Source organism: Acinetobacter sp. Gutcm_16 (genome assembly GCF_028649355.1).
Lineage (GTDB): Bacteria > Pseudomonadota > Gammaproteobacteria > Pseudomonadales > Moraxellaceae > Acinetobacter > Acinetobacter johnsonii.
In genome coordinates, this window is record NZ_JAQSUV010000036.1 from 284,287 (window position 1) to 297,677 (window position 13,391).

11 protein-coding genes are annotated in these 13,391 nt (G+C 43.7%); 9 read left to right on the forward strand and 2 right to left on the reverse strand.

Going from position 1 to position 13,391, the window contains the following annotated elements:
* Nucleotides 1-110 precede the first annotated feature (110 nt).
* Both PTT44_RS14935 and PTT44_RS14940 read left to right on the forward strand, forming a co-directional pair.
* On the forward strand, nucleotides 111-3,608 hold the full coding sequence (locus PTT44_RS14935) for a hybrid sensor histidine kinase/response regulator (RefSeq protein WP_168158792.1): 3,498 nt from the start codon (nucleotides 111-113) through the stop codon (nucleotides 3,606-3,608).
* A gap of 402 nt (nucleotides 3,609-4,010) precedes the next feature.
* Nucleotides 4,011-4,778, forward strand: coding sequence for a hypothetical protein (locus tag PTT44_RS14940; protein WP_168158793.1), 768 nt, complete (start codon nucleotides 4,011-4,013; stop codon nucleotides 4,776-4,778).
* Between the two features lie 57 nt (nucleotides 4,779-4,835).
* On the opposite strand, the gene PTT44_RS14945 is transcribed toward PTT44_RS14940, so the two are convergent.
* The gene (locus PTT44_RS14945) at nucleotides 4,836-5,486 is read right to left on the reverse strand and encodes a response regulator (RefSeq protein ID WP_004691689.1); all 651 of its coding nucleotides are present in this window, start codon (nucleotides 5,484-5,486) and stop codon (nucleotides 4,836-4,838) included.
* 377 nt (nucleotides 5,487-5,863) lie between these two features.
* Between PTT44_RS14945 and msuE the strand changes: the two genes are divergently transcribed.
* The 5 genes from msuE to PTT44_RS14970 all read left to right on the forward strand — a co-directional run bounded on the left by msuE (nucleotide 5,864) and on the right by PTT44_RS14970 (nucleotide 9,770).
* Nucleotides 5,864-6,592 (forward strand): FMN reductase, encoded by a 729-nt coding sequence (gene msuE / locus PTT44_RS14950; protein ID WP_078425075.1) that lies wholly within the window; start codon nucleotides 5,864-5,866, stop codon nucleotides 6,590-6,592.
* 27 nt (nucleotides 6,593-6,619) lie between these two features.
* Entirely contained in the window at nucleotides 6,620-7,726 is a 1,107-nt protein-coding gene (gene sfnG / locus PTT44_RS14955; RefSeq protein ID WP_168158712.1) for a dimethylsulfone monooxygenase SfnG, read from the forward strand.
* Between the two features lie 127 nt (nucleotides 7,727-7,853).
* Nucleotides 7,854-8,264 carry a DoxX-like family protein gene (locus tag PTT44_RS14960; protein ID WP_168158713.1) on the forward strand — a complete coding sequence of 137 codons (411 nt, stop codon included), beginning with the start codon at nucleotides 7,854-7,856 and terminating at the stop codon, nucleotides 8,262-8,264.
* The gene (locus tag PTT44_RS14965; protein WP_168158714.1) at nucleotides 8,261-9,094 is read left to right on the forward strand and encodes an SDR family NAD(P)-dependent oxidoreductase; all 834 of its coding nucleotides are present in this window, start codon (nucleotides 8,261-8,263) and stop codon (nucleotides 9,092-9,094) included. The genes PTT44_RS14960 and PTT44_RS14965 overlap by 4 nt, the downstream gene beginning before the upstream one ends.
* 61 nt (nucleotides 9,095-9,155) lie before the next feature.
* Entirely contained in the window at nucleotides 9,156-9,770 is a 615-nt protein-coding gene (locus tag PTT44_RS14970) for a riboflavin synthase subunit alpha (protein ID WP_168158715.1), read from the forward strand.
* Nucleotides 9,771-10,063: 293 nt separating this feature from the next.
* Here the strand turns inward: PTT44_RS14970 and PTT44_RS14975 are convergent, their stop codons facing one another.
* Nucleotides 10,064-10,771, reverse strand: a complete 708-nt coding sequence (locus tag PTT44_RS14975) for a GntR family transcriptional regulator (protein WP_004978238.1) — start codon at nucleotides 10,769-10,771, stop codon at nucleotides 10,064-10,066.
* A 23-nt stretch (nucleotides 10,772-10,794) separates the two neighbouring features.
* Here PTT44_RS14975 and lhgO point away from each other — a divergent pair, with 23 nt between their 5' ends.
* Both lhgO and PTT44_RS14985 read left to right on the forward strand, forming a co-directional pair.
* Nucleotides 10,795-12,003, forward strand: coding sequence for an L-2-hydroxyglutarate oxidase (gene lhgO, locus PTT44_RS14980; protein ID WP_168158716.1), 1,209 nt, complete (start codon nucleotides 10,795-10,797; stop codon nucleotides 12,001-12,003).
* 31 nt (nucleotides 12,004-12,034) lie between these two features.
* Nucleotides 12,035-13,339, forward strand: a complete 1,305-nt coding sequence (locus PTT44_RS14985) for an MFS transporter (RefSeq protein WP_168158717.1) — start codon at nucleotides 12,035-12,037, stop codon at nucleotides 13,337-13,339.
* The last annotated feature ends 52 nt before the right edge of the window (nucleotides 13,340-13,391 follow it).

Below are 13,391 nucleotides of genomic sequence, written 5' to 3' on the forward strand. Positions count from 1 at the left end.
TTCTGTATTGGTTGTAATTTAGACTTTGGTCTGTAAATTTTAAACAAGCTCAGCAGCCTCTATCCCAGATGCGCTATGATGGCCGAGATGAAGGAAAAACTTTAGGTAAAATGAACAGCTGGCTCATTATCGGGGTATTGGCCCTCTATATCGTCTTACTCTTTATCTGCGCCTTTTTTGGTGAGAAACACGCCAGTCGCTTGAGCACGCGTGGGCGCATGCTATTGTTTAGTTTAACTTTAGGGGTCTACTGTTCATCTTGGACCTTTTATGGCGCAACAGGTGCAGCGGTTCGTGAAGGCATTATCTTTCTGCCGATCTACCTTGGCCCACTACTTTTCGTCGCACTGGGCTATGACATTTGGCGTCGTTTAGGCCGCGTCCGTCAGCACCATGCTATTTCATCAATTGCCGATTTTGTTGCTGCACGTTATGGTAAAAGTGGGCCTTTGGCCTCGATGGTGACCATCCTCGCCGTTATTGCGATTATTCCTTACTTAGCCCTGCAGTTACGCGCTATTGCACTTAGTGCTGCGGTGATTTTAGAGCCCACCGCAGGCAGTATCGCCTCAACCACCAACGGTGTGCTATTCCTCACCGGTATTTTGGCGATTTTAGCCATGATTTTCGGGACCAGACAGATTGCCAATACAGAACAACATGGCGGTCTGATGTTGGCGGTAGCCTTCGAGTCTTTTGTCAAACTGTTTGCTTTGCTGTGTGTCGCGCTCTTTTTCGTGTTTGCTGCACCTGAAAACATCCATCAAATTTCTAAGGATGTCGCAGAGACTTTCCATCAAGTACAACTCATTGGTGTACCCGATACGTTTTGGATTCAAACCTTGTTGGCTGGACTCGCGATCATTTGCTTACCGCGTCAGTTCCACGTCGCTGTGGTCGAATTACGTGATGAAAAACATATTCGTGGGGCACGGCGCTGGTTCGCAGTTTATTTAGTTTTAACCATCATTGCTATTATCCCGATTGCCAGTTGGGCACTGCATGCAACGCCAGGTTACTTAGCGATCCCCGATGTCGCGGTTTTGTCTTTGCCTTTAAGTTATGGCCAAGACTGGTTAACCCTATTGGCCTTTTTAGGCGGCTTCTCTGCCTCTACGGGTATGCTGTTGGTGTCTTCAGTGGCCCTGTCGATCATGCTCAGTAATGACTTGATCATGCCTGCCTTATGGCGTACCAATTTACTGTCCCGCCATGATAAACGCTTACCCTTGGTGCTTAAATTTACCCGCCGGGTCTGTATTTTAGCCGTCATGCTACTGGGCTTTTTGTTCTTCCATTTTTTTAATGACATTGACCAACTTTCAGTCTTTGGCTTGTTGGCCTTTAGTGCGGTGGCTCAGTTCTCACCTGCCCTCATTGGTGGTCTATACTGGCGTGGCGGCAGTAAACAAGGCGTCTATGCAGGTTTATTGGCTGGTTTTGGCATGTGGGCCTACACCCTGTTGTTACCGACTGTGCTGCGCAGTTTGCCTGCTGAATATTCACACTTTACCGAAAGTTTTCTTAATGTCGGGCCCATGGGCATTAACTGGTTACGTCCTGAAGCCCTGCTCGGTTTTGAATCCTTTGCCGCACTCACTCATGGGGTGGTATGGGCACTCGGTCTGAATATTATTTTATACATTTGGATTTCCCGCGTTTTCCGCCCCAGCGTGGCCGAACAAATTCAAGCAGAAAGCTTTTTCTATTATGAAACTAAGCCACTGCCGACACAGAGCACGTCTACAGACATCAACTACATTCATCACGATGTTGCACGTTTAAAAGTTGGTGATTTAATCACCTTAGCCAAACGGATTACTGGTGATGGCGCAACTATGCGCGCTTTCCAACAGTTCTGTGCCCAGAACAATGTAGTGCTGAATGAAAACAGCAATGCCAACGGCATGTGGTGGCGTTTTACCGAACAATATTTGGCAGGCACTATTGGTGCTGCATCGGCGCGTACCCTGCTCACCACCGCAATGGTCAACAATGGCCTCGCTTTGGGGCAAGTGGCAAACATTCTAGACCAAGCCTCACAGTGGCAACGTTTTAATCAAAACCTGATCATGACCATGATTGACCACATGACCCAAGGGGTGAGTGTGGTCGATGAAAATATGTGTTTGGTGGCATGGAATAACCAATATTTAAAACTGTTTGATTATCCAAAAGACATTGTCTATGTCGGTTGTCCGATTTCGGATTTGATTCGGTATAACGCAGAGCGCGGCGAATGTGGCCCGGGTTCGGTCGAAGAACATGTACGGAAACGGATGCACTGGATGCAAGTCGGTAGTGCGCACGAGTTTGAACGCATTCGTAAAGATGGTCGTGTCATTCAAATGCGTGGCAATCCAATTGAAGGCGGCGGCTTTGTCACCACCTTCGCCGACATTACCGCCTTCCGTGAAAATGAAGCCATGCTGGAGGCGCGTGTCCAAGACCGAACTCAACAGTTAGCAGATGCATTATCTGAGCAACAACTGGCACGTGAACAAGCCGACAAAGCCAATATGTCGAAAAGCCGCTTTATTGCCGCGGCCAGTCATGACTTATTGCAACCAATGCATGCCGCGCGTCTGTTCAGTACGGCTTTAGAACAAAGCGTACAAAGTGAAGAAGACCGTAAAACCTTACAACAACTTGATCGTGCCTTACACGGTGCAGAAAGTATGTTGTCTGCCCTACTGGATATTGCCCGTCTTGAAGGTGGCACCATTCAACCCAACCGTCAGGCTTATCCGCTGCATGATTTACTCAGTGACCTCGAATTGCAGTTTAAATCCATTGCAGCACAGCGCGGTATTCGTTTCAGCGTACATGATGCTCAGTTCTGGATAGATACCGACCCACAATGGATTCGCCGTATTATTCAAAACTTTGTCAGTAATGCCCTACGCTATACCGCCAAAGGCAAAGTGGTGGTGGGTGTACTCCGCTCCACGGACAAACCACGCCATATTCGAATTGGAGTGTGGGATACAGGACCCGGGATTGCAGAAGAACAACGGATTAAACTATTCCAAGAGTTTGAGCGCTGTGGTCATACCTCACCATGGGGTGAGCAAGGGCTTGGCTTGGGCTTGGCCATCGTACAGCGGATGACCAGCCTGCTCGACTACCCAGTGCATGTCTATTCAGAGTATGGCAAAGGGTCATGCTTTATGATTGAAGTACCAATCATTGCCCCACCAAAAGTCGTAGCAGCGCCTGTACAAGCGGTACCACTCAAAACCAAAGCCTATAAGATTTTGTGCTTGGACAATGACGAAACCATTTTAGAAGGGATGTCGACTTTACTCACCAAATGGGGCTATCAAGTGTTTAAGGCAACCGAGCCTGAGCAAGCTTTTGAGATGATTCAACAAGAAAACATTCAGGTCTGGTTAGTCGATCAGCACTTAAATCATGACAAAATTGGTTTGGACTTTATTTTGGCCAATCGTCAAGAAAATGTCCCGGTCGCTTTGATTACCGCAGACTCAGATCCTGAACTGCCACAACGGGTCAAAGATATGAATATCGTGCTGTTGAAAAAGCCTTTAAAACCTGCTTCTTTGCGGGCATGGTTATCGGGTTTAAAAATTTCAAATCCTGAATAAATTCACTACATTCGCTCACAAAACCCAAGTCATCTGACTTGGGTTTTGTCCTGTTTAGGCCCTGTATATACGGCAAACTGACTAAAGTTTTAAGGATTTCGACCAAAGTGCTCATTTTCAGCACGTTGAAGCCCAATAATATTGACTAAAAATTACACATCCATTTTTACTATGGCAAAATACACCACTTACATTAGTGAACACTTGTATACTTAGTTACAATTTTTCAAGTATTTGTTTTATTTAAACTAAATATGTATAAAAACACAAACTACGACTTTAGTCGTATTCATCTCCACAGGGGATTGGCAGATAACTAGGACTAAGAAAAGATCAGTTTTTCTACCTATATACCTCTTCCTTCGCTGAAGAAACTGATCATCCTTCTCTTGGAGTTTTATGATGAACATTTCTAAAGCAATGCCACATGGCTCAGATCAATCACAACAATTTTTGCGCCAGTATAGTGCCAATGCCTTTTTACCCAGTATTGACTGGGTCGAACTCTTTAAACAAAGTAGACTCAATGAGACTCATGTTCAGGCCTTAGATACGCTGTATCACACCGCTATTCCCCTCGCATTACAAGTGTTTGAACAACTCGACTTTGATGTGTTTCGCCCCGCGGCTTACCAACCGCAAGGTTTAGGTCTATTTGAAAAACTTCAGCAACAAGAAGACCCGTTCTTGCTGGCATTGGAAGCCGAATCCAGCGGACTCAGTGCAGATGTGCGCCATCAAATTTGGAGCATGCTCCTTCGCGGCGGTGCAGTTTTGGTGTTTAAAGCATGGCTCGGTAAAGTCAAAACCGATCAGGATCAACTCGACACCACCCAGTTTGACCAATTGTCGGATCTGCTCTTTATTAAAACACCACCGCAAGTCTTGGCGGATCGCTTAAGTATTGATGCGCAAGGAACACAAGACCATATTTTCCTCATGTATGACAACGAAATCTACTTAGACCGTTTCAACAGCTTGGAAACGGCGGCTTTATTTGTCGATCTTGGCGTGTATGATGCGGCCTTTTTAAGTCTGCGTGATGACCGTGTTGCCGCTTATTTGAAACAACAGGGCTATGTCTCTGAAGAGCAAATTGATGACTTACAATGTGCTTTAAATCCTTTATTTTGTACCGATGTCACCAGCAAACAAAACTGCCTGGCTTAAACTCAAAACCGAAAAAAAGCGCTGATGATTCAGCGCTTTTTAATTCAATAGATCAGCTTACATTCGTTTTTCTTCAATATTTAAAGCATTGATCGCGAGGACCGCTTGAGTTCGGTTTTGTACCCCGAGCTTACGGAAAATCGCAGTCACGTGCGCTTTAATCGTCGCTTCTGAAACATCGAGTTCATAGGCAATCTGCTTATTCAGCAAACCTTCTGCCACCATCATCAAAACACGGAACTGCTGTGGTGTTAAGGATTGAATTCGCTCAGCCAGTGCAGTTTCATCGGCAGCACGTGGGTCAAAGTTCATGTTAGCAGGTAAATTTGGCGGCAACCAAATTTCACCATCTAAGACTTCGCGAATTGCTTCGCCAATATGACTTGGATGTGCCGACTTTGGAATATACCCCATCGCACCATGCGCAATTGAACGCTGAATGATCGACGTCTCTTCATGCGCTGAAACCACGATAATCGGTAATGATGGATACTGGGCACGAACGTGTACCAATGCAGAAAAACCCGAAGCACCTGGTAAGTTTAAGTCCAATAGCACCAAATCAGGTTCAGGACCTTTTTCAAGGCGTTCATAAAACTCGTTTACTGCGGCTGTTTCATGAATTTGAGCTTGCGGTAAGCTATAACGAACAGCTTGGATTAACGCATGGCGAAACAGCGGATGGTCATCAACGATTAATATATTCATAAGCAACGAGAGATTTCGAGTGCACTAGTCTTGACTATTCTAACCATACAAGTGCCGATAAGGATATGCAAAGTCTAACTTTTTTTCACTTTATCACGCTTTCAGCAGGAAAATAGCCTCAATTCCAAGTCGATATTGAAATATAAATAACTAATCACATTTTGATATAAAATTTATCAGCACATTGAAAAAGGTTATTTAATTTAAATATATATAAAAAATACAACCATTTAATAAAAATTTAGATAGTCTTTTTCGGCATCAACAGATATATCTGAAAATCAGATAACTTAACGCTATTTCTTTATTTTACAGACCAAATGCAGATATTAGATAAATAAGCCCATTCCGAGATACAACACTTTAGGGCTGTCCTTATGTCTACTTTACTGCAAAAACCACTCAATATTGTCGCTGTGTCAGGCGGTTTAAATACTCCGTCTAAAACTGAGGCATTGGTACAAGAAATATTAAATGAACTGGGCGATGCAACCCCAATCCATGTACATTTCATTAAATTCAGCGAAATTGGCCATTTACTCGGTGGTGCGATTTACCGCAACCAACTGCCACAACGTGTGCAAGATGACTTAGCCGCGGTCGAAGCTGCCGATGCGTTGATTGTTGGAACACCAGTTTACCGTGCTTCATTTACTGGTTTATTCAAACACTTTTTCGACTTTGTTGAGCAAACGGCGCTGGTCGATGTACCAGTACTGCTTGCAGCTTCAGGCGGCAGTGAGCGTCATGCGTTGGTACTGGAGCATCAACTTCGCCCACTATTTAGTTTCTTCCAAGCGCAAACTTTACCTATTGGAGTCTATGCCACAGACAAAGACTTTACCCCAGCGTATACCATCCACAGTGAATTATTACGAGATCGCATCACCCTTGCTGTGGCCCGTGCTTTACCCATTCTAGAATGGGCACCTGCCAAAGGTCAGCGTGCAGAAGTGGTGAAAGAAAAAACCCAACTTGCCAATCAGAACTTGGGTATCAACACACAAATCGAACAAGACGATGTACTGCCTTCAGCCGCAGTTCCGAATTTAGATGCAGCCGAGTCTCGCTTGCATCAGAAAAAAGCCAAACCACAGGTCGCTTAACGCAAAAAGCATTGAGAGGGTTTTCACATGTCACAACAGAATAAAAATATTACGTTTGCTTATTGGGTTCCCAATGTCAGCGGTGGCTTAGTGGTGAGTAATATTGAGCAGCGCACAGACTGGAGTTATGACTATAACGTCCGTTTAGCGCAGGCTGCGGAAAAAAATGGCTTTGACTATGCCCTGACTCAGATTCGTTTTACTGCGGGTTATAACGCAGAAAACCAACATGAGTCGGTCAGTTTTAGTCACGGTATTTTAGCCAAAACCAGCAAACTCAAAGTCATTGCCGCTATTTTACCTGGCCCGTGGAAACCCGTACTTGCCGCAAAACAGCTTGCAACCATCGACCACTTAACCCAAGGGCGTATTGCGATTAATGTGGTTAGTGGTTGGTTCCGTGGCGAATTTGATGCTATTGGTGAAGTATGGCCTGAACATGACCAACGCTATGCTCGCTCAGAAGAATTTATTCGTGCATTAAAAGGTGTTTGGACCCAAGACAACTATAGTTTTGATGGAAAATACTACCAGTTCAAAGACTACACCTTGTCCCCCAAACCTATGCAAAAGCCGCATATTGAAATTTTCCAAGGCGGCAGCTCTCGTGCTGCACGGGATATGGCTGCACGAGTTTCAGACTGGTATTTTACCAATGGCAATACCCCTGATGAACTCAAAAAACAGATTGATGATATTCGTGTAAAAGCCCAACAGAATGGCCATCAGGTCAAAATTGGGGTAAATGCTTTTATCATTGCCCGAGATACCGAGGAAGAAGCGAAAACGGTTCTGCAAGAAATTATTGATAAAGCCAATATTCAAGCAGTACACGCCTTTGGCGAGGCCACCCGTGAAGCGGGTGCAGCAACACTGGAAGGTGAAGGCAACTGGGCCAAATCGAGCTTTGAAGATTTGGTTCAATACAATGATGGCTTTAAAACCAATTTGATTGGTACACCACGCCAAATTGCGGAACGTATTGTGGAATTAAAAGCCGTCGGTGTAGATTTAATCCTTTCAGGTTTTTTACATTTTATCGAAGAGGTTGAATACTTCGGTGCCAAAGTGTTGCCATTGGTTCGTGAGTTGGAAGCTCAACAGCAATCCGTTGAGACTGCCAAATCTGCTTAGCTCGGTAAGCAACAGACACGAACTAAAAAATAATAATGATAGGTGACTCTATTCTTCCCTCAGGGCTCGGCTTGAGGGTTTTTTTATTGGTGTATAATCCGCACAAAGTAAAAAATAACCATTTTATATGAACAACAGCCAACCCTCTAAATTCATTAATCTTTCTTTGGCCTTTTTATGGGGCTATCAAGGTTTAGTTCCTAAAATCCTTTTTATCAATCCCGATGAGATTGCCATTTGGCAAACTTTTGGGCTTTCCTACACACAGGCCCAACTGGCAGGTCAGGGCTCAGGTGTGCTTGAGTGTGTTTTTGCTTTATTGTTCCTCTTTAATTCCAGTAAATATCTGCATTACCTCAGTATCTTTAGCTTAGTGTTTTTATTCGCACTGGTCGCTTTTCTAATACCAGACAGTCTCATTCGTGCTTTTAATCCTGTGGTCATGAACCTTGCAATGATCAGTCTATCCATTTGTTATTGTATGCTTCACAGTCAACAAGCGACTTCCTTTAGTTCACAAAGTAAAGGATTCATATGAATTCAAAATCAGGTTGCATCGTCATTACAGGCAGTTCTAAAGGTATCGGCTTGGGTTTAGCTCAAGCCTTCTTGGAACAGCAACAAGCCGTTGTGATTTCTGGGCGAAATAGCACAGATTTACAGCGCACCCTGCAACAGCTACGGCATCGTTTTCCCGCTGCGCTGATTCATGCTGTCACTTGTGATGTCACGCAGATCCATGAAGTACAAATGCTTTGGGATGAAGCCATTCAACAATTTGGTGCTGTTCAGATTTGGATTAATAATGCAGGCAGTTGTACTGCGACACTAGACTTTAAAGATCTCGCAGCAGCAGAAATACAGACAGTGGTGCAAACCAATATTCTAGGCAGTATGTTCGGCTCACAAGTGGCCTTAAACGGCATGCTGGCACAAGGCTATGGTCAAATTTTCAATATGGAAGGTTGGGGTACTCGAGGCGAATGGAGTGCAGGCATGACCGCCTATGCCACCACCAAACGTGCCATAGGGTACTTTAGTCAAGCCCTGTTTAAAGAAACCAAACAGACCCACATTCAAGTCGGTACACTCAGTCCCGGAATGGTAGCAACTGACCTACTGGTATCCTCTTGGCAAAATGGCAATGTTCAGCACTGGAACAAAATGAAACGGCTTTTTTTGTTTATTATCGATCCTCCTGAGGTGGTCTGCCGCTATTTGGCCCAACGTATTTTAGAGAATAAACGTCGCCATACTCGAATCGTATGGATGACGCCCTTACGGCTGTTGCTCCGATTTTTGCGGCCCTATTATTGGCGTCGAAATCCCATTAAAGATACAGCTTTAGCGCATCTCAACTCAAAATAATACCACATCAAGTTGTAGATCATTTACATTAAACATAACCCCCGAATTAGGAAGACTTCTGATGTACACAGGTATTGTACAAGGCTTAGAGAAAATTCTAGATGTCCGTCAAGGCGACGGTTTTAGCACCCTTGTCGTTTCAAATACACACAACTTTTTTCACGATGTCTTCATCGGTGCAAGTGTAGCTATCAATGGCACCTGCTTAACTGCAACGCACATCGATCTGACCGCCAATCAAGTCCATTTTGATGTCTCAGATTTGACTCGACGCCTGACCACTTTAGGCACTTTACAGGCAGGTGATGAGGTGAATATTGAACGTTCAGCCAAAGTCGGAATGGAAAATGGGGGGCATAACTTGTATGGACATATCGAAGGAACGGCTACAGTAAAGCAGCTGAGCCGTCACGGCGAGACTCTGCATTTGGATCTTCACATTCCAGAAGGCAATATTAAATACTTTTTCTTAAAAGGTTTTATTGGTCTGAATGGTTGTAGCCTCACCGTCAACCATGTTGATCGTAACAACCATGAAATTTCAGTTGATTTGATTCCTGAAACCTTGCGTCTAACCACGTGGGCATCGGTACAAATCGGCGATGCAGTCAATTATGAAATTGATCAGATGACACGGACGATGGTGGATACCTTAGAAAGCATCCATCAGCGTTAAACTGCGTTTTTTGACATTACAGCTGTACAAAAGCGCCTAACTCAGGCGTTTTCTGTATTTTAAAAATGTTATTTATCAAAATGATATACGTATAATTTCAATATTAAGCATCAATCAACTTACCGATACTCATCCCCCTTTTCGACTCTTCTCAGTTCAAATCTCTAAGGGTTGAGCTTCATATTTCACATCAATAATCGCTGCCAAAAACTACGACTAAAGTCGTATAAAATTTCCGCACAGGAGAGATTGTTCAAAATTTACATGTTGCATGCAACATGCTACTATCAATTTTAGATCCAGTTGAGATAGTCATTGGTACTGTAATCTGACCAGTTTTCACGTTTTTCCGATTCTTGGTTTATCAGTAGCGTAGCGGTATTGATTATGTGAGCTTTCATCAAGTTAGCGGCTTGTTGAGCATCTCCACTCACAAATGCATGATGTAACTTTAAATGGTCATCAAAGGTCTGTATACAATTTCGCGAATGCGGAATGGTTGCAGAACCCGCGATTAACACTTGGTTACGGGTATTGCTAATAATATCAATCGCTTTCTGATTGCCCACAATTTGTAACAACGCTAAATGGTAATCCCGGTCAGCTTTTAGAGTCCCTGTAATGTCATTTGAGGCCGCCTTCAGTTTGAACTCCTCAAAAATAGCATTCAAATGTTCAATATCTTGCTCTGTTCTGACCTTAGTTGCACGGTAGACCAGAGGAACCTCCAGCATCAATCGGATTTGAAAGGATTCAATCATTGTGGTGAATGTTGTCGGAATAATACGTATCCCTTTATTTTTCTCAATTTTCACAATACCAATCTTTTCAAGCATTTGTGCTGCTTCACGTACAGGTGTGCGTGAAATGCCGCCAAGCATCTGACCCAATTCTGTTGCTGAGTACAAGACATTGAACTGTAAGTGATTATTGATAATTGCATCCTGCAAAATTTCAAAAGCTTCTTCAGTTAATGTTTTTGGTTTTTGGATCAGTTTCATGAGGTTTTACAAAGGGAATCAATATGCTGAATAAACATTATGCCATCATCGGGGGGGGAATCAATGGATTGGCTGTTGCCCGCCAACTTCTGTTGGACTATCCAGATGCCCGTGTCACGGTATTTGAAAAAGAAACTGATGTTGCCATGCATCAATCTAGCCATAATTCAGGTGTAGTACATGCTGGACTATATTATGAACCAGGTGGCTTAAAAGCCCGCTTATGCCGTCGTGGTGCGACACTGGTTCAACAATACTGTACTGAAAACCAAATTCCCTATGATGAATGTGGCAAAGTCGTGGTTGCACTCTCTAAAGATGAAGAAGGCCGTCTCGACGCAATCTACAAAAAATCAATGGCCAACCAAGTTCCTGATGTCCGTATTCTGCAAGCTGGCGAAATTCAAGACGTCGAGCCGAATTGTATTGGGACCAAAGCCCTCTATTCCCCACGTACCGCAATTGTCAGCTACGGTGCAATTGCCAAAAAAATTGCAGAAGAAATTAAACAGAAAAATGGCACCTTGGTATTGGGTCGAAAAGTCATTAATTTGACGGAAAAAAATAATAAAGTCAGCATACATTTTGATGATCATGAGGTCTATCCAACCCAGTTTGACTACGTCGTAACCTGTGCAGGTTTACAGTCTGACCGACTTGCGAGCAATTCAGGCGATATTGCCACGCCAAAAATTGTCCCATTCTTTGGTCAATACTATGTGATTGATGAACAATTCAAAAATCATGTCAAAGGTCTGATTTATCCTGTACCCGATCCTAAATATCCATTTTTAGGGGTGCATTTCACCAAACGAATTGATGGTCAGATGACCATTGGACCAAATGCGTTTATTTCGTTTGGCCGTGAAAACTATACAGGTAATAAATTTAACCTCACCGATATTTACGACTTCCTCACTTACAAAGGTTTCTGGAAATTCTCATCTAAAAACATGCCAGCAGCGGTACGAGAGCTGAGAACGGTGCTCAGCCAAACCAATTTTGTCGCAGAAGCAGCCAAATATGTGCCATCTCTTGCTGACGTCTCTGTTGAACCTGCAACACGTGGCATTCGAGCTCAAGCTATGGAAGCTGATGGCTCATTGGTCGATGACTTTGTCATTCGCAAACAAGGCAATATCACCCATATTCGTAATGCCCCGTCTCCGGGTGCGACCTCCTCTTTAGCGATTGCCGAATATATTGTGCGCGAAGTCATGTCTCACCACTAATAAAAAACTGACTCTCATAAAGGAATATCAAATGAGCAATACTCATGAAACAGAATTAGAAAAAAAGAAGCGACTCAAAAAAGTAGCAACCGCAACCATTGTCGGCTCCATGTTAGAGTGGTATGACTTCTATCTGTATGCCACCATGGCCTCGATTGTCTTTGCTAAAGTGTTTTTTGACACTTCAGACCCAGGTAGTGCCAGTCTGAAAGCCTTTGCTACTTTCGCGATTGGCTTTATCGCACGCCCTCTAGGGGGGCTGTTCTTTGGCTATTTTGGCGATAAATATGGTCGTAAGAAGATGCTGTTTGTCACCTTCTTGTTGATGGGATTATGTACCACGGCCATTGGTCTAATTCCTACCTATGAATCCATCGGTATCTGGGCAGCAGTGTTGTTGGTGACCTTCCGTATTATTCAGGGTCTCGGTGCAGGGGCTGAATTTGCAGGGGCTGCGATTACCTCGTATGAACATGCCTCTGAAGATAAACGCGGTAGTCAAGGTGCATGGCCTGCCCTAGGTCTAAACCTAGGACTCCTACTCTCTTCACTTACGGTCTTTTTATTAACCTTAAATGGTGATGAGTTCTTAATTAATGGTGGTTGGCGTATTCCATTTATTCTCAGTTTTGTGCTGGTGATTATTGGTTTATGGGTACGTAAGAGTTTGCCTGAAACGCCTGATTATGCTGAAGCACACGTCGAAAAATCGACTGAAAATCCATTTAAACAGATCTTAAAAACCAATATGAAAGGTCTAAGCGTGGTCTTTCTGATTGCAATTGGCTATAACGCCTTGAGCTATATTTTTAAAACCTTCTCTTTGGCTTATTTAACTCAATTCCAAGGTGTTACGGCACATGTCACTTCATTATCCGTGACCATTGCAAGTTTGGTCGCCATCTTCACTGTACCATTCTTCGGTTGGTTGTGTGACAAATGGAACAGTAGAAATGTTCTGATCTTAGGTGGTTTTCTCTCAATCCTGTTTGCCTATCCATTTATGAAATTACTGGAAACAGGAAACAACACTTCAATCTACATCGCTTTAGCGATTGGGACAGGTATTCTTGCTCCAATGATGTTCGCACCACAGGGATCTTTCCTCAGTCGTCAGTTTGCCGTGGAGAACCGTTCTACTGGAGTAAGTACAGGCCGCGAAATTGGAACAGCAATTGCAGGGGGCTTAGCACCTTTAGGTGCCTTGTCATTGGTAGCCGCTTCACCAACCCATTCCACGACAGGCGTGATTCTAATTTTAGCGCTAGCAGGTTTATTTGTGGTCGTAACTGCTTTTTGCGATCAAGGCTATAAATTCTCCAAACATAAAAACTAAATACTTGAATAGCTGTTCGTCCACAAAGACAAAACCCATGTCTGAAATTTAA